The sequence below is a fragment of the Streptomyces sp. NPDC096013 genome (assembly GCF_044763565.1).
Taxonomy (GTDB): domain Bacteria; phylum Actinomycetota; class Actinomycetes; order Streptomycetales; family Streptomycetaceae; genus Streptomyces.
The window spans coordinates 1,762,398-1,779,112 of sequence record NZ_JBIWGK010000001.1 but is presented as its reverse complement, the minus strand read 5'-3'; the positions used below and the strand labels follow the sequence as shown (position 1 = coordinate 1,779,112).

Here is a 16,715-nt window from a genome sequence, read left to right as displayed (position 1 = left end):
CCCGTTAGAGATCGCCGGGCAACCGTTTCCCTTTGCCGTACGTCAAGTTGAGCGAGAAGACGGATCGGGCTCCCACCATGGGGTCCGTGTCCGGCTCGCCGTCGGGCGTTCCTTCCATACCGATGGCGTACAAAGTCCTACCGCCCGGTTGCCCCACCCTTCAGTACCCCCCCTAGACTGAATTTCCAGCACAGGCGGCTACACGCTCGAAAGGCGCCCCCGTGTCCATCGGCAACTCCCCTGAAGACGACCGTCCGTTCGAAGACGGCCGATCCGAAGACGGCCATGAGGAAGAAGTCCGCCCTTCCGTCGGCCGAGCCCTGAAGCAGGCACGTATCGCCGCCGGACTGACCGTCGACGACGTCAGCAGTGCCACCCGGGTCCGCATCGCCATCGTGCACGCCATCGAGGCCGACGACTTCACGCCCTGCGGCGGTGACGTCTACGCGCGCGGGCACATCAGGACCCTCGCCAAGGCCGTCCACATCGATCCGGCCCCGCTCCTCGCCCGCTACGACGGCGACCACGGCGGGCGTCCCGCGCCGACGCCGGCGGCGCCCCTCTTCGAGGCGGAACGTATCCGCCCGGAGCGCCGCGGCCCCAACTGGACCGCGGCCATGGTCGCCGCGATCGTCGCGGTGGTCGGCTTCGTCGGGTTCACCGCGGTCAAGGGCGGCGACAGCAACAGTGACGCCGCGTCACAGGTCACCGAGGGCACCACGCCCTCCGCCAGCAAGCCCGCCAAGCCGAAGCCGTCGAACGGCGACTCCGCCACGCCGAAGTCGGACCCCTCCGACAGCGCCATCGCCGCCGCGCCGCAGGACAAGGTGACGGTCCAGGTGAGCGCGGTCGACGGCCGCAGCTGGATCTCCGCCAAGGACCACAACGGCCGGATGCTCTTCGACGGACTCCTCAAGAAGGGCGAGTCGAAGACCTTCCAGGACAGCTCGAAGGTCAACCTGATCCTCGGCGACGCCGGGGTCATCCAGCTCTACGTCAACGGCAAGAAGATCGAGGACGACTTCCAGCCCGGAGCTGTGGAGCGCCTCACGTACACCAAGGGCGACCCCGCGGTCGGTTAAGACCTCCAGGCCGGTCCACCGGTCCGACAGGGCGCTTGTTCAAGGGGTTGGCCAAGATCGGCCAGCCCCTTCGACGTGGGGTGTCAGTGGGACGAAGTAGTCTTGAGCCCATGCCTGAACGCCGTACCGTCGCACTCGTCACTCTTGGCTGCGCCCGTAACGAGGTGGACTCGGAGGAGCTCGCAGGCCGCTTGGAGGCGGACGGCTGGCAACTCGTGGAGGACTCCGAGGACGCGGACGTCGCCGTCGTCAACACCTGTGGCTTCGTCGAGGCCGCCAAGAAGGACTCCGTTGACGCCCTCCTCGAAGCCAATGACCTCAAGGGCCACGGCAGAACACAGGCCGTCGTGGCGGTGGGCTGCATGGCCGAGCGGTACGGCAAGGAGCTCGCCGAGGCGCTGCCCGAGGCCGACGGAGTGCTCGGCTTCGACGACTACTCCGACATCTCCGACCGCCTCCAGACCATCCTGAACGGTGGCATCCACGCCTCGCACACCCCGCGCGACCGCCGCAAGCTGCTGCCGATCAGCCCCGCCGAGCGGCAGGACTCCGCCGCCGACGTCGCGCTGCCCGGCCACGGCCCGGCCGACCTCCCGGACGGCCTCGCGCCCGCCTCGGGCCCCCGCGCGCCCCTGCGCCGCCGCCTGGACGGCTCCCCGGTCGCCTCGGTGAAGCTCGCCTCCGGCTGCGACCGCCGCTGCACCTTCTGCGCCATCCCGTCCTTCCGCGGCTCCTTCATCTCCCGCCGCCCCAGCGACGTCCTGAACGAGACCCGCTGGCTGGCCGAACAGGGCGTCAAGGAGATCATGCTGGTCTCCGAGAACAACACGTCCTACGGCAAGGACCTGGGCGACATCCGCCTCCTGGAGACGCTGCTGCCCGAGCTGGCGGACATCGACGGCCTGGAGCGGGTGCGGGTCAGCTACCTCCAGCCCGCCGAGATGCGCCCCGGGCTCATCGACGTGCTCACCTCCACGCCGAAGGTCGCGCCCTACTTCGACCTGTCCTTCCAGCACTCCGCGCCCGACGTGCTGCGCTCCATGCGCCGCTTCGGCGACACGGACCGCTTCCTCGAACTGCTCGACACCATCCGCTCCAAGGCCCCCCAGGCCGGTGTCCGCTCGAACTTCATCGTCGGCTTCCCCGGCGAGTCCGAGTCCGACCTGGCCGAGCTGGAGCGCTTCCTGAACGGCGCGCGCCTGGACGCCATCGGCGTCTTCGGCTACTCCGACGAGGAGGGCACGGAAGCGGCGACGTACGACAGGAAGCTCGATCAGGACGTCGTGGACGCGCGGCTCGCGCACATCTCGCGGCTCGCCGAGGAACTCGTCTCGCAGCGCGCCGAGGAGCGCGTCGGCGAGACCGTGTACGTGCTGGTCGAGTCGGTGGACTCCGAGGACGGCGTTTACGGCCGCGGCGAGCACCAGGCCCCCGAGACGGACGGCCAGGTGCTGCTCACAAGCGGCGAGGGCCTCAGCGTCGGCCGTATGGTCGAGGCGAAGGTGGTCGGTACGGAAGGTGTCGACCTGGTGGCCGAGCCGCTCCTGGGCTCGCTCGCGTGTAGTGAGGAGGCGGGCAGATGACCGGAGTCCCGGCATCGGCGGCGGGCGGCACCTCCAGCGCGAACGGCGCGCCCGCGAGCGCGGGTTCGGGTACGGCCTCCGGTGGCGCCCCTTCCGGCGCGATGTCGGGCAACGTCTCCGGCACTGTCTCCTCCGGTGAAGCCCCGGTCGACACCGTCGCGGCCGGTGGTGCCTCGCCGGGTGGCGTCGAGTCAGGCCTGCCCGGTGGTCAGAAGCCGGCGCGGGGGGCGAAGGTCGTCGCCGCGGCCGTCAACCAGGCGAGCGTCTGGAACATCGCCAACTTCCTGACCATGCTCCGGCTGCTGCTCGTCCCCGGCTTCGTCGCGCTGATGCTGGCCGACGGCGGGTACGACCCGGCGATGCGCTCATTCGCCTGGGCGGCGTTCGCCATCGCCATGATCACCGATTTGTTCGACGGCCATCTGGCCCGCACATACGACCTCGTCACCGACTTCGGGAAGATCGCCGACCCCATCGCCGACAAGGCGATCATGGGCGCGGCGCTGATCTGTCTCTCCTCGCTCGGCGACCTGCCGTGGTGGGTGACCGTCGTCATCCTCGGCCGGGAACTCGGGATCACGCTGCTGCGTTTTCTTGTCATCCGGTACGGCGTCATCCCCGCGTCGCGCGGCGGCAAGCTGAAGACGCTCACGCAGGGCGTGGCCGTTGGAATGTATGTGCTGGCGCTGACGGGCTGGCTGGCCACGCTGCGGTTCTGGGTGATGGCGGCCGCGGTCGTGCTGACCGTGCTGACCGGGTTCGACTATGTGAGACAGGCCATTGTGCTGCGCAGGCAGGGGATCGCCGAGCGCATGGCGGCGTCGGAGGAGACGGAAGCGTGAGTTCCACGGCCACTGAAGTGGTGCGACTACTGACCGTGAGCGGTGCGACGCTCGCTGTCGCCGAGTCGCTCACCGGTGGTCTGGTTGCGGCGGAGATCACATCGGTGCCCGGAGCCTCCAAGGCTTTCCGCGGCTCGGTCACCGCCTACGCCACCGAGCTGAAGCACCAGCTGCTCGGTGTCGACGCCACCCTGCTGAGCGAGCGGGGAGCGGTGGATGCGCAGGTCGCGGCCCAGATGGCGGCCGGCGTGCGGAAGGCGCTCGGCGCCGACTGGGGCATCGCGACCACCGGCGTGGCGGGCCCGGAACCGCAGGACGGACGGCCCGTGGGCACCGTTTTCGTGGCCGTCGACGGCCCCTTTGGACCCGATTCGGGTGCCGCCGGTGGCGGGAAAGTGGCCGCGCTGCGGTTGAACGGCGGCCGGGCGGAAATTCGTATGGAGAGTGTACGGAGCGTACTCGCGCTGCTTTTGGAGCGGCTCGTGAGCGAACAGACCGGGAATGAGCGGGCACAGGATACGGAACAGAACGGGGGGTTTTGATGTTTGCAGCCCTGAGTGAACACGACATCGCTCCCCGCACGGCCGCGGCGCAAGGCGGTACGGTGGGGCGAGAAGGATGCGGCTACGCGGTCCGAGGAGGGAGCCACCGATGATTCTGCTCCGTCGCCTGTTGGGTGACGTGCTGCGTCGGCAGCGCCAGCGCCAGGGCCGTACTCTGCGCGAAGTCTCCTCGTCCGCCCGAGTCTCACTCGGCTATCTCTCCGAGGTGGAGCGGGGGCAGAAAGAGGCTTCCTCTGAACTGCTCTCCGCCATCTGCGACGCGTTGGACGTACGGATGTCCGAGCTCATGCGGGAAGTGAGCGACGAACTCGCTCTCGCCGAGCTGGCCCAGTCTGCTGCGGCCACCGATCCTGTACCCGCTTCGGTTCGTCCGATGCTGGGTTCCGTGTCGGTGACCGGCGTGCCACCGGAACGGGTGACCATCAAGGCCCCCGCCGAGGCGGTGGACGTGGTCGCCGCGTGACGCTCACGCTGGTGTAGGCCGATGTGACGCTGATCGGCGTCGAGCTGATCAGTACCGAGCTGGTCAGTACTTAGCTGGTCAGTACCGAGAAGTGTGCGAGCCCCGGCCGGGGCTTCTTCAGGGAGACCTGGAGGGGTGCGGTCGGGGTTTTTCGCGTTTCGGGGGTGCTCGCCTTTGTGGGGCTGTTGCCTGGCGGGGCGTGAGCGGGGGTTGGTGGCGGGCTCGGGCGTGGGGGTGGGCGGCTCGGGCTCGTTGTGGGCTCGGGATGGCCGTGGGCGTGGCGGTAGGTCTGGGCGTGGCGGTGGGTGTGCCTGCTGGTGGGCTCGGGCGTGCGGGTGGGCTTGGGCAGGGGCGGGCCTGTGGCTGTGAGGGTGACCGTGGGCGTGGGGGTAGCGGTGCGTTTGCCGGGGTGACTCGGTGCGGTCATGGTTGAGGCGGGTGGTGCGTCCGTGTGCCGTCGATGCGCCCTCCCTGCGGGTGACCAGGACGTTCTAGCGTCGGGCTGGAGGTGGGCCATGGCGGGGCGAATAGCACGCTGGGGGCTCGCGCCGGTGCTCGGCGCGGTGTGGTGGTGGGCCGTGCTCCGGCTCGCCCTGACGCCGCACGCGGGCGCGCTGGAGGGGGCTGTGGCGGCCGGGGGGTGGGGGTTGAGCCTGCTTCCGGTCCACTGCATGCCGAAGGCCCGGGCGGCGGGGGCTGTGGCTGCGGGGCGGTGGCGGGAGGCTTGGAGGGGGGCTGGGGGGCGGTCTGGTGTGGGGGTACTGCCGGATCTTGGAGCGAGGGGCGCGGGCGCGGATGGGTTGCCGGGTCTCGGGGCGGCGGACGAGGCGGTGGTCTCGGGTCTCGGGGCGTCGGGCGCGGGCGTGATCTCGGGTCCCGGAGCGATGGATGCGGGCGTGTTGCCGGGCGCTGGGGGGATGGACGAGGAGGCGATGCCGGGTCCTGGTGGGACGGATGCGGGGGCGATGCCGGGTCCCGGTGGGACGGATTTGGGGGAGTCGCTGGGCTCTGGTGAGGCGGAGGGCGGGGCTTCGCTGGACCTGGGTGTGGCGGAGGCTGGAGTTCCGCCGGACCTGGGGTTGAGGGACACCGGAGGTCCGCCGGACCTGAGGTTGGCGGACGCTGGAGTGCCGCTGGACTTTGGCGTCGGGGACGCGGGGGTGGTCCCGGGGCGCAGTGGGTCGGGCGCAGGGGTGCCGTCGGAACGCGCTGTGACGGACGGGTGGGTGCCGCCGGACTTGGGTGTGAGGGACATGGAGATGTTTCCGGGCCCCGGTGTGACGGACGCAGGGGTGCCGTTGGACGGGGGTGTGACGGACGCTCCGGTGTCGCCCGGCTTTGGTGTGAGGGACGCGGAGGTGATTCCGGACCTCGGCGGGACCGGTGCTGGCGTGTTGCCGGACCTTGGCGTGAAGGACATGGGGATGTTCCCGGGTCTCGGCGAGACAGGCGGTGAAGCGCCGCCGGATTCCGGTGTTTCGGACGCTGGTGAGTCCTCGGCGGCAGGGGTGGTACCGGGTGCTGGGTCAACGGCGGGCGCAGGGGCGGTGCCGGGTGCTGGGCTATCGGTGGGCGACGAGGCGGTGTCAGGTGCCGGGCTGGCATCGGGCGACGCGGCGGTGCCGGATGCCAGCTCGGCGTCGAACGCCGAAGCGGCCTCGAGCGCTGAACCGTCGGCGTCGACTGGACCAACTCCAGCGACTGAATCATCGCCGCCCGCTGGGCCCACGCCGTCCGCTGGGCCCACGCCGTCCACCGAAGCGACGCCGTCCACTGGACCAACGCCGGCCCCTGAACCTTTGCCGGGCACCGAGGCGGACCCTGTTACCAAGGCATCGCCACGCCGCCGTTCGGGCGGAGGATCTGGCCCGTCGTGAAGGATGACGCGTCCGACGCCAGGTGCAGCACGGTGTGCGCGATGTCCTCCGGCTCACCTACTCGGCCCAGCGGTGACAGCCGGGTCATCATCGCCTCGGTGCGGGCCTGTGCCTCGCCCTCGTGGTGGTCGGTCATGGGCGTGCGGATCCAGCCCGGCGCGACCGCGTTGACGCGGATGCCGTGCCGGCCCAGTTCCGTCGCCAGCGTCTTCGTCAGTTGGACTACGGCCGCCTTGGCCGCGCTGTAGCAGAGGAGCCCGGCCCCTCCGGTGTCGATCGCGCCGGACGCCATGGTGACGATGCTGCCCCTGGTGCCGCGGTCGAGCATCAGCCGGGCCGCCTCCTGGCAGGCGTAGAGAACGCCCTTGAAGTTGACGTTCAGCACCCGGTCGAGATCCTCGTCCCGGGTCTCCAGCACCGTGCTGCTGTGCATGATCCCGGCGACCGCCGCCATCACGTGAAGGTCGTCGCAGGACTCGACGGCCTGTCTGACCTGGGTGCGATCGGTCACGTCGAGGTGGTGGACGTGGGCGGTGCCGCCCTTGTCCTTGATCAGGGTCGCCGTGTCGTGCAGGCCCTGCGCGTCGCGGTCGGCGCAGTGCACGGTGGCGCCCGCCTCGGCGAGCAGTACGGCGGAGGCGCGGCCGATACCGCTGGCGGCGCCGGTGACGAAAGCGGTGCGTCCGGTGAGGTCGTACGCCGTGACGGGCATGAAACGACCGTACGAAAGTTTCTGACGGGTCGTCAATTAGTCGTACGGTGCTGAGTTCCGCGGCGTGCGCCGGGGCTCGGCGCCGGTCCTACCTGGCAGGTGGGGCACCAGTACGTGGGGCGCTCGCGGGAGCCGTCGCCCTGGTCGGCGGTGCGGATGGGGGTGCCGCAGCGGAGGCAGGGGCGGGGTGCGCGGGCGTAGACGAAGAGGTCGGGGGTGCTGGGGCCTGCGGCGCGGTGGGGTGTGGTGCGGGCCGGGGTGGTGCTTGTGAAGGCGCCGGTGGTCCTGCGGACGGGGCGGTCGCGGTTGGCTTCCAGGAGCCGCTTGGCGATGGCGGGGAGCTTGGCCGCGCGGTCGGCGGGCAGTGCGCCGACGGGGAGCCAGGGGGTGGCGCCCAGGAGGAAGCAGAGTTCGCTTTTGTAGATGTTGCCGATGCCGGCCAGGTTGCGCTGGTCGAGGAGGGCCTCGCCGAGGGGGCGGGCGGGGTCCGCGAGGAGGTTGGTGAGGGCCAGCTCCGGGTTCCAGTCGGGGCCCAGGAGGTCGGGGCCGAGGTGGCCCACGACGCGGTCTTCGTCGGGTGTGCGGAGGAGTTCGAGGACGGGGAGGCGGTACCCGACGGCCGTGAGGTCGGCGGTGCCGAGGATCACCCGGATCTGGTGGGCCAAACCGCCGCCGCTCCAGCGCCGGCCGTTGGCGTACACCCGCCAGGTGCCGTCCATCCGCAGGTGCGAATGGAGAGTGAGGTCGCCCTCGATACGGGTCAGCAGGTGCTTGCCCCGGGGCGTGACGTCCAGAACGGTACGGCCGGTGAGGTCAGCCGTGGCGTACTTGGGCACCCTGAGGTCGCTGCGGGTCAGCACCTTGCCCGCGAGGGCGGTGTCGAGACGCTTCGCGGTCTGCCAGACGGTGTCGCCTTCAGGCATGGGTCAAGGGTGGCATGGGGGGAGGGGTGGAGCGGGGCGCGAGAGAGGGACCGTTTGGGGTACGGGTTACGAGGGCCGGGGTGGTGCGGGGCGAGGGATGTCGCGCGCGGGGCGTGGGGTCGGGGGCGGCGGGTCTTGCAGTGAGGTACGGCTTGGGCGAAGGGTGGCCCGGGGTGGAGGGGCCGGGCGCGAATGGGCGGCCCCCGGGTGAGCCGTGGGCGGGCCTCGGACGGCCGTTGCTGTCGCTCATGCGCGGAGGCGCAGGCCGCGCGGTGTCGCGATGAAGCCCGCTCCTTCCAGGAGGGTGCCGATGGGGGAGGTCAGGGCCGAGGTGCCGTTGATGCGCTCCACCGTGACCGTGCCGAGCGAACCGGCTCGGGCCGCTGCCGCGAGTGCTTCGGCCGCCGCTTGGAGGCGTGGGTCTTCGGTGGCCGTGGTGTCCGGTGCGGTGGGCCAGGCGAGCAGGGTCTTGCCGCCGCGCTCCATGTAGAGCGTCAGCTCACCCTCGACGAGCACGACCAGCGAACCCGCCTTGCGCCCCGGCTTGTGCCCGGCGTCGGTCGGCGGCTCGGGCCAGGGGAGGGCGGCGCCGTACGCGTTCGCCGGGTCGGCGGCTGCCAGGACCACGGCTCTGGCGGTGAGGGAGGGGCGGTGGGTGCGGTGATTGGCGTAGGGGGAACTGGTGTTGCCCCGGGGTGCCGGCGCGGGGAAGTCGCGGGGGGAGATGTAGTCGCCCGGTGCCGGGGGGTGGGAGGCCGGGGTGCGGTGGTGCCGGGATGTTGGGGCTGGATCCGTGGGGCCGCCGTCCGCTGAGCCCACGCTGTCGAGGTCGTCGAAGTCGGTGAACGGGCCGAAGGCGTCGGCGAAGTCATGGACTCCGGGGGAGTCCGATGCGCCGTGCCGTCCGTGGTCGGCGGCGGAATCGTTGCCGGAGCCGGTCATCCGTGAGGCGGAGTCGCCGAGGGCCCCGAAGCCGTAGGGGTCGTTGTCCGTCGGGTCCGGGGTGGGCATTTCGTCGCCCCGGTCGCGCGCGTTGGCGACCGCGCGGAGGCGGTCCACCGCGCCGTCCATCGCGAACTGGGCGGCGCCCAGTCCCTCCACGACATAGCCGCGCCGCGCCTGGCCGCTCTCCTCGAAGACGGACAGGATGCGGTACGTCGCCGAGAAGCCGCCCTCTACGCCCTCCGCGGCGACCGCTCCCCGGGTCACGACCCCGTGCCGGTCGAGCAGGGTGCGGGCCAGGGCATGGGCGCGGACGGTGCGGTCGGGTTCGTGGGCGGGGAGCAGGGACCAGCGGCCCGCGACGGTCGGCGGACCGGTGCGGGAGGCGGTGCGGGCGGCGGCGGTGAGGGAGCCGTAGCGCCCGCGCGGGACCGTGCGCTTGGCGCGGTGGGCCGTGGAGCCTGCCGTACGGCCGGAGCCCAGCAGGGAGCGCATGGGGGCGAGGGTGTCGTTGGTGAGCCGGCCGGACCAGGCCAGGTCCCATACGGCGTCGGCCAGTTGGGGATCTGTGACGTCGGGGTGGGTGGTCGCGCGGACCTGGTCGGTGATCTGGCGGAAGAACAGGCCGTAGCCGCCGGAGAGGGTGTCCAGGATCGACTGGTGCAGCGCGGTGAGTTCGAGCGGGTGGGGTGGCGGGAGGAGCAGGGGGGCCGCGTCCGCCAGGTAGAGGGAGATCCAGCCGTCCTTGCCGGGGAGGGCGCCGGCGCCGGCCCAGACCAGCTCGCCGGCCGAGGTGAGTTCGTCGAGCATCGCGGGCGCGTAGTTCGCCACGCGGGACGGCAGGACGAGCTTCTCCAGGGCGGACGCGGGCACGGAGGCGCCCTGCAACTGCTCGACGGCGCGCACCAGTCCGTCGATGCCGCGCAGCCCGTGGCCCTTGCCGATGTGCTGCCATTGGGGGAGGAACTGCGCGAGCGCGGCGGGCGGCACCGGCTCCAACTCGTGCCGCAGCGCGGCCAGGGAGCGGCGGCGCAGACGGCGCAGCACCGTCGCGTCGCACCACTCCTGGCCGATGCCGGCCGGGTGGAACTCCCCTTGTACGACACGGCCGTTGGCCGCGAGCCGCTGCAACGCGCCCTCGGTGACGGCCACGCCCAGGCCGAATCGGGCCGCCGCCGTGGCCGAGGTGAACGGTCCGTGCGTGCGGGCGTGCCGGGCGAGGAGGTCGCCGAGCGGGTCCTTGGCCGGTTCGGTGAAGGCCTCCGGGACGCCGACCGGCAGTGCTGTGCCGAGCGCGTCGCGCAGGCGGCCCGCGTCCTCGATCGCCGCCCAGTGGTCGGCACCCGCGATACGGACCCGGATCGCGCGGCGGGCCGAGGCCAGCTCCTGGGCCCACTGCGGTTCGGCGCCCCGCTCGGCCAACTCGGCGTCGGTGAGCGGGCCGAGCATCCGCAGCAGGTCGGCGACGCCCTCGGCGTCCTTGATGCGGCGGTCCTCGGTGAGCCACTGGAGTTCGCGCTCCAGCTCGGTCAGCACCTCGGCGTCGAGCAGTTCGCGCAGCTCCGCCTGGCCGAGCAGCTCGGCCAGCAGGTGGGAGTCCAGGGACAGGGCGGCGGCACGGCGCTCGGCGAGCGGTGAGTCTCCCTCGTAGAGGAACTGGGCGACGTACCCGAAGAGGAGGGAGCGGGCGAAGGGGGACGGCTCGGGGGTGGTGACCTCGACGAGGCGGACCTTGCGGGACTCCAGGTCGCCCATCAGCTCGGTGAGGCCCGGGACGTCGAAGACGTCCTGGAGGCACTCGCGGACCGCCTCCAGGACGATCGGGAAGGAACCGAACTCGCTGGCCACCTGGAGCAGTTGGGCGGCGCGCTGGCGCTGCTGCCACAGGGGCGTGCGCTTGCCGGGGTTGCGGCGGGGCAGCAGCAGCGCGCGGGCGGCGCACTCGCGGAAGCGGGCCGCGAACAGGGCCGAGCCGCCGACCTGGTCGGTGACGAGCTGGTTGACCTCGCCCTTGTCGAAGGCGACGTCCGCCGCTCCTACGGGGGCCCGGTCGGCGTCGTACTCCGTGCCCGCCTTCATGGGCTCCTGGTCGAGCAGGTCCAAGCCCATCAGGTCGGCGTCGGGCAGGCGCAGGACGATGCCGTCGTCGGCGTGCATGACCTGGGCGTCCATGCCGTAGCGCTCGGAGAGACGGGCGCCGAGGGCGAGGGCCCAGGGGGCGTGGACCTGGGCGCCGAAGGGGGAGTGGATGACCACGCGCCAGTCGCCCAGTTCGTCGCGGAAGCGCTCCACGACGATCGTGCGGTCGTCCGGGATGTGGCCGCAGGCCTCGCGCTGTTCGGCCAGGTACGACAGCACGTTCTCCGCGGCCCAGGTGTCGAGGCCCGCGGCGAGGAGGCGCAGGCGGGCGTCCTCCTTGGGCTGCGAGCCGACCTCGCGCAGGAATGCGCCCAGCGCGCGGCCCAGTTCGAGCGGGCGGCCCAGCTGGTCGCCCTTCCAGAAAGGGAGCCGGCCCGGCACGCCCGGCGCGGGAGAGACCAGGACGCGGTCACGGGTGATGTCCTCGATCCGCCAGGAGCTGGTGCCGAGGGTGAAGACGTCGCCCACCCGGGACTCGTAGACCATCTCCTCGTCCAGCTCGCCGACCCTGCCGCCGCCCTTCTTGGGGTCGGCGCCCGCGAGGAAGACCCCGAAGAGCCCGCGGTCGGGGATCGTGCCCCCGGAGGTGACGGCGAGGCGCTGCGCGCCCGGGCGGCCGGTGATGGTGCCGACGACGCGGTCCCACACCACGCGCGGGCGCAGCTCGGCGAACGCGTCCGAGGGATAGCGGCCCGCGAGCATGTCGAGCACGGCCGTGAACGCCGACTCCGGGAGCGAGGCGAAGGGGGCGGCCCGGCGGACCGTGGCGAGCAGGTCGTCGACCTGCCAGGTGTCCAGCGCCGTCATCGCGACGAGCTGCTGGGCGAGGACGTCCAGGGGGTTGGCGGGGACCTTCAGGGACTCGATGGAGCCGGTGCGCATCCGCTCGGTGACCACGGCGGCCTGGACGAGGTCGCCTCGGTACTTCGGGAACACCACACCTGTGGAGACCGCGCCGACCTGGTGTCCCGCGCGGCCCACGCGCTGGAGGCCGGAGGCCACGGAGGGCGGGGACTCCACCTGGATGACGAGGTCGACGGCGCCCATGTCGATGCCCAGCTCCAGGCTGGACGTGGCCACCACGGCGGGCAGCCGGCCCGCCTTGAGGTCCTCCTCGACCTGGGCGCGCTGCTCCTTGGAGACCGAGCCGTGGTGGGCGCGGGCGATGACCTGGGGCGCGCCCTGGGCGGCGCCGGATCCGCCCATCAGCTCGGCCGGTGCGTGATGCTCGTCCAGGGGCTCGCCGGTCGCGCGCTCGTAGGCGATCTCGTTGAGCCGGTTGCACAGACGCTCCGCCAGGCGGCGGGAGTTGGCGAACACGATCGTGGAACGGTGCGCCTGGACGAGGTCGGTGATGCGCTCCTCGACATGCGGCCAGATCGAGGGCTTCTCCTTGCCCTCGTTGCCGTCCGTCACCGGGGAGCCGCCCAGCTCGCCCAGGTCCTCCACCGGGACAACCACGGAGAGGTCGAACTCCTTGCCGGACTTCGGCTGGACGATCTCCACCTTGCCGCGCGGGGAGAGATAGCGGGCGACCTCGTCGACCGGGCGCACGGTCGCCGAGAGGCCGATACGGCGGGCCGGCTTCGGCAGCAGCTCGTCCAGCCGCTCCAGGGACAGCGCGAGATGAGCGCCCCGCTTGGTGCCCGCGACCGCGTGCACCTCGTCCAGGATCACCGTCTCGATGCCGGTCAGCGCGTCGCGCGTGGCCGACGTCAGCATCAGGAAGAGGGACTCCGGGGTGGTGATCAGGATGTCCGGCGGCCGGGTGGACAAGGCGCGGCGCTCGGCGGGCGGCGTGTCGCCGGAGCGGATGCCGACCTTGACCTCGGGCTCGGGCAGGCCGAGACGGACGGATTCCTGGCGGATGCCGGTGAGCGGGGAGCGGAGGTTGCGCTCGACGTCGACCGCGAGGGCCTTCAGCGGAGACACGTACAGAACGCGGCAGCGCTTCCTCGGGTCGGCGGGCGGGGGTGTCGCGGCGAGCTGGTCCAGGGCGGCGAGGAAGGCGGCCAGGGTCTTGCCGGACCCGGTCGGGGCGACCACCAGCACGTCCGAGCCCTCACCGATGGCCTTCCACGCGCCCGCCTGGGCCGCGGTGGGCGCGGAGAAGGCCCCCGTGAACCAGCCGCGGGTCGCGGGGGAGAAGCCGTCGAGGGCTCGGTGTGCGGAACTGACCATGCGTCCATCCTGCACCCGACCACTGACAATCCGTCTGACCTGCGACGTTTCTCCGATGGCTGCTCGCGGAACCGTCTCGGCCCCCTGCCTGCCGCCGCGGGCAGGACCGTTTCGCCGGCTTCCGGCTTCCGGCTTCGGCTTCCGGCCGCCGTGGCCGGGACCGCGCCCTCTCGTCGCCGTGGCGGAGAATGGCTGCATGGCGGGTTCGGGCGAGCTGGCGAGACACTGGCAGTACACGGAGCTGCCCGGCGTCGACCTGCTGCGGGCCCGGTACATCCGCAAGACGTTCATCCGGCACACGCACGAGAACTTCGTCATCGCCGCCATCTCGGCCGGCGTCGAGGTGTTCCAGCACGGCGGGGGCGACGTGTCCGCCGGGGCGGGAGCGCTCGCGCTGGTCAATCCGGACACTCCGCACACCGGCCGGGCGGGTGTGCCCGAGGGCTGGCGCTACGGGGCGGTCTACCCGTCGCCCGAGGTGGTGGGCGCGATAGCCGCCGAGACCACCTCGATCCGCGGCACCCCCGGTTTCGTCAGTCCCGTGCTCGACGATCCCCACACCGCCGGACTCGTCCACCAGATCCTGCGGGCGGCCGAGGAGGGCAACGCGCTCGCCGCCGACACCCTGCTGCGGGTCGCCGTCACCAGACTGCTCCGGCTCAACGGCGGCCCGCTGCCCCAACGCGTCGTGCCCACGGCCGGCGATCGGGTCGCCGCACGCGCGCGTGCCGTGCTGGAAGCGCGCATGGCCGACCCACCCACCCTGGAACAGCTCGCCAGGGACCTGGATACCAGCCCCTTCGCACTGCTGCGCGCCTTCCGGAACGCCTACGGGATGCCGCCCCACACCTGGCTGACCGACGCCCGCGTACGGCGGGCGCGTCGCCTCCTGGACGCGGGTACGGGGCCGGCGGAGGTCGCCGTCGCCGTCGGCTTCACGGACCAGCCGCACCTCAACCGGCACTTCGCCCGGATCGTGGGCGTGCCCCCGGGCGCCTACCAGCGGGAGCGCAAGAACGTACAAGACGCGGGGCAGCGACTGCTCCTACCGTTCGACACGTGGCAGAACAGATCGCTTCAGAAGACATACGCGCCGGAGCGGAAGGGACTGGACCGGAAGGGAAACGAGCCCCCGAGGCGGGCGGAAAGCCGGACTCCGCGGTCGTACGGGACGCCCTCGGAGTCGGGATCGCCGTAGGGCTGTCCGGGTTCGCCTTCGGGGTGACCTCGGCGGGTGGCGGACTCAGTTTGTTGCAGACCTGCGCTCTCAGCCTCCTGGTGTTCACCGGGGCATCCCAGTTCGCGCTCGTGGGGGCGCTCGCGGCCGGTGGCAATCCGCTCACCGCGGCGGCGGGAGCCTTCTTCCTGGGAGTGCGGAACACCTTCTACGGGCTGCGTCTCTCGCAGTTGCTGGCGCTCCCGCGCGCGGTGCGCCCGTTCGCCGCCCAGTGGGTCATCGACGAGACGACGGCCGTCACGCTCGCACAGCCCACACAGCGGGCCGCGCGGATCGGCTTCACCGTCACCGGGCTCAGCCTGTACCTGCTGTGGAACCTCACCACGCTGCTCGGCGCGCTGGGTGCGAAGGCCATCGGGGACACGGACGCGTGGGGCCTCGACGCGGCCGGGCCGGCCGTCTTCCTGGCGCTGCTCGCGCCCATGCTCACGACCACCACGGAGCGTGCCGTCGCCGCGCTCGCGGTCCTTCTGGGACTGGGTCTGCTGCCCGTGCTGCCGGCCGGTGTGCCGGTGCTGGCCGCCGCGCTCGCGGCGCCGATCGCCCTCTACGTAGAGGGCCGACGGCACGGAGGGACACGTCACGACACACAGGAGGAGGACCGTTGAGCGTCTGGATCGCGATCGCGGCGACCGCGATCGGCTGCTACGTCGTCAAGCTCGCCGGACTGCTGGTGCCCGCGGGCGCGCTGGAGCGGCCGCTGGTGAGGCGGCTCGCCGCCCTGCTGCCGGTCGCCCTGCTCGCCGCGCTCACGGCCCAGCAGACCTTCGCCGACGGGCACGCGCTCGTCCTCGACGCCCGGGCCGCGGGGCTCGCGGCGGCCGCCGTGGCGCTGGTGCTGCGGGCACCGTTCCTGCTCGTCGTCGCGGCGGCCGTCCTCGTGACGGCGGGCGTGCGGGCCATCGGCGGCTGACGCGCGCCCGGGGTCAGCCCACGGAACGGCCGTACGCCTTCAGGGTGCGCAGGGCCTGGATCGTCACCATGGGGCGTGCCTCCAGGGCGATGCCTGGTGCCCACTGACGCCAGCGGATCGGCCAGCCGCCGTCCTCGCGCTGGTCGCCCGCGAGGTGGTCCAGGGAGCGGGCCATCTCGTCGTCCGTGAACCACGCGCGCGCGAGCGAACTCGGCGTCCTCGCGTAGTCGTACGGGAAGTGGTGCTCGCCCGGCGCGTACCCGGGGGCGACCGGGTACGCCTCCAGGTGCTCCGGGTCCAGGGCCGCGAGCCGGTGTTCGCGCACCAGGCGGCCGAGGCGGTCGGCCGCCGCCTCCGCGCGCGGGCGGTCGGGCGCCGAGTCCAGGAAGGCGACGGCGGCCTCGATCTCGTACGGGTGCGACTTCTCCAGGGCATCGACCGCCTGCCAGCAGTAGTCGGTGGCCCGGAACAGCCAGGCGTGCCACACCTCGTTGCGGTGCAGCAGGCCCACCACCGGCCCGGTGGCGAGGAGTTCACTGGGCGGGTCGTCCACGATGGGCACGAAGGGCGCCGTCGGATAGCCGCGCTGGCCGGGAAGGATGGCCGGCAGCGCGCCGTCGGCCGTGGAGACCGAGGTCAGATACCGGCAGACACGTTCCACCCGCTGCCCGCCGCAGCGCCCGACGGCGTCCAGGACGCGCAGCGCGTGCCCGGTGTGCAGCGGCTGGCTGACCGGGCCGCGCAGATCGGGTTCCAGGGCGTGCCCGTAGCCGCCGTCCTCGTTGCGGTAGGCGTCCAGCGCGGTCTCCACCGGATCGGGTTCGCCGTTGAGGAAGTGATACGCGAAGAGGCGCTGTTCCAGCACGCGCGCGGTGAGCCAGACGAAGTGCTCGGCGCGGAAGAGCGGGGAGTGCGCCGGGGGCGTCGGGGGGAGTGGGGAAGCTCCTGTTTCGGCCATGGGTCAGACCGTAGGACGGAAAGCGGTCTCCGCAAGGGGTCCCGACCTGGTCCCACTCTCAGGGCGGGATACTGGTGTCATGCGGTTGACGGTCTTCTGGCAGCGGATGGCGGAGCACTTCGGCGCGGGATACGCCGAGAGCTTCGCGCGCGATCATGTGATGACGGAACTCGGCGGGCGGACGGTGCACGAGGCGCTGGACGCGGGCTGGGAGGCCAAGGACGTGTGGCGCGTGGTCTGCGACGTCATGAACGTTCCGCGGCAGAGCCGCTGATCCTCCGCCGGAAAGTCGCTGATCGG

The 16,715-nt window shown here is 72.1% G+C and carries 13 protein-coding genes; 9 read left to right on the top strand and 4 right to left on the bottom strand.

Translation table 11 applies throughout. The features are described 5' to 3' along the window. The first annotated feature begins 221 nt into the window (after positions 1–221). The 5 genes from ACIRB1_RS07455 (at position 222) to ACIRB1_RS07435 (ending at position 4,533) form a co-directional block, all read left to right on the top strand. Positions 222–1,082 (top strand): RodZ domain-containing protein, encoded by an 861-nt coding sequence (locus ACIRB1_RS07455; protein WP_352185245.1) that lies wholly within the window; start codon positions 222–224, stop codon positions 1,080–1,082. Between the two features lie 110 nt (positions 1,083–1,192). Next, the gene (gene rimO / locus ACIRB1_RS07450; RefSeq protein ID WP_403464864.1) at positions 1,193–2,665 is read left to right on the top strand and encodes a 30S ribosomal protein S12 methylthiotransferase RimO; all 1,473 of its coding nucleotides are present in this window, start codon (positions 1,193–1,195) and stop codon (positions 2,663–2,665) included. Then, a complete protein-coding gene (gene pgsA / locus ACIRB1_RS07445; RefSeq protein WP_403464863.1) occupies positions 2,662–3,507 on the top strand; it encodes a CDP-diacylglycerol--glycerol-3-phosphate 3-phosphatidyltransferase in 846 nt (281 codons plus the stop codon). The genes rimO and pgsA overlap by 4 nt, the downstream gene beginning before the upstream one ends. Continuing rightward, on the top strand, positions 3,504–4,049 hold the full coding sequence (locus tag ACIRB1_RS07440; RefSeq protein ID WP_403464862.1) for a CinA family protein: 546 nt from the start codon (positions 3,504–3,506) through the stop codon (positions 4,047–4,049). Before pgsA ends, ACIRB1_RS07440 begins: the two co-directional genes overlap by 4 nt. Before the next feature lie 109 nt (positions 4,050–4,158). After that, positions 4,159–4,533: a helix-turn-helix transcriptional regulator gene (locus ACIRB1_RS07435; RefSeq protein WP_352185249.1), complete on the top strand. Its 375-nt coding sequence runs from the start codon at positions 4,159–4,161 to the stop codon at positions 4,531–4,533. A 1,824-nt stretch (positions 4,534–6,357) separates the two neighbouring features. Here the strand turns inward: ACIRB1_RS07435 and ACIRB1_RS07430 are convergent. The 3 genes from ACIRB1_RS07430 to ACIRB1_RS07420 form a co-directional block, all read right to left on the bottom strand. Continuing rightward, entirely contained in the window at positions 6,358–7,122 is a 765-nt protein-coding gene (locus ACIRB1_RS07430; protein ID WP_352185250.1) for an SDR family NAD(P)-dependent oxidoreductase, read from the bottom strand. A gap of 32 nt (positions 7,123–7,154) precedes the next feature. After that, positions 7,155–8,045, bottom strand: coding sequence for an Fpg/Nei family DNA glycosylase (locus tag ACIRB1_RS07425; protein ID WP_403464861.1), 891 nt, complete (start codon positions 8,043–8,045; stop codon positions 7,155–7,157). 246 nt (positions 8,046–8,291) lie between these two features. Then, entirely contained in the window at positions 8,292–13,307 is a 5,016-nt protein-coding gene (locus ACIRB1_RS07420) for an ATP-dependent helicase (RefSeq protein WP_403464860.1), read from the bottom strand. A gap of 196 nt (positions 13,308–13,503) precedes the next feature. On the opposite strand from ACIRB1_RS07420, the gene ACIRB1_RS07415 reads away from it, so the two are divergent. Genes ACIRB1_RS07415 through ACIRB1_RS07405 form a run of 3 tightly spaced genes read left to right on the top strand, consistent with a single transcriptional unit; the run spans position 13,504 to position 15,457 of the window. Further along, positions 13,504–14,505 (top strand): AraC family transcriptional regulator, encoded by a 1,002-nt coding sequence (locus ACIRB1_RS07415; protein ID WP_403464859.1) that lies wholly within the window; start codon positions 13,504–13,506, stop codon positions 14,503–14,505. Next, positions 14,394–15,152 carry an AzlC family ABC transporter permease gene (locus ACIRB1_RS07410; protein ID WP_403464918.1) on the top strand — a complete coding sequence of 253 codons (759 nt, stop codon included), beginning with the start codon at positions 14,394–14,396 and terminating at the stop codon, positions 15,150–15,152. The genes ACIRB1_RS07415 and ACIRB1_RS07410 overlap by 112 nt, the downstream gene beginning before the upstream one ends. Continuing rightward, positions 15,149–15,457 (top strand): AzlD domain-containing protein, encoded by a 309-nt coding sequence (locus ACIRB1_RS07405; RefSeq protein WP_352185254.1) that lies wholly within the window; start codon positions 15,149–15,151, stop codon positions 15,455–15,457. Before ACIRB1_RS07410 ends, ACIRB1_RS07405 begins: the two co-directional genes overlap by 4 nt. A 13-nt stretch (positions 15,458–15,470) precedes the next feature. Here the strand turns inward: ACIRB1_RS07405 and ACIRB1_RS07400 are convergent, their stop codons facing one another. Then, positions 15,471–16,415 carry a hypothetical protein gene (locus ACIRB1_RS07400; protein WP_352185255.1) on the bottom strand — a complete coding sequence of 315 codons (945 nt, stop codon included), beginning with the start codon at positions 16,413–16,415 and terminating at the stop codon, positions 15,471–15,473. Between the two features lie 79 nt (positions 16,416–16,494). On the opposite strand from ACIRB1_RS07400, the gene ACIRB1_RS07395 reads away from it, so the two are divergent. Further along, the gene (locus ACIRB1_RS07395; RefSeq protein ID WP_352185256.1) at positions 16,495–16,689 is read left to right on the top strand and encodes a DUF3046 domain-containing protein; all 195 of its coding nucleotides are present in this window, start codon (positions 16,495–16,497) and stop codon (positions 16,687–16,689) included. Positions 16,690–16,715: the final 26 nt, after the last annotated feature.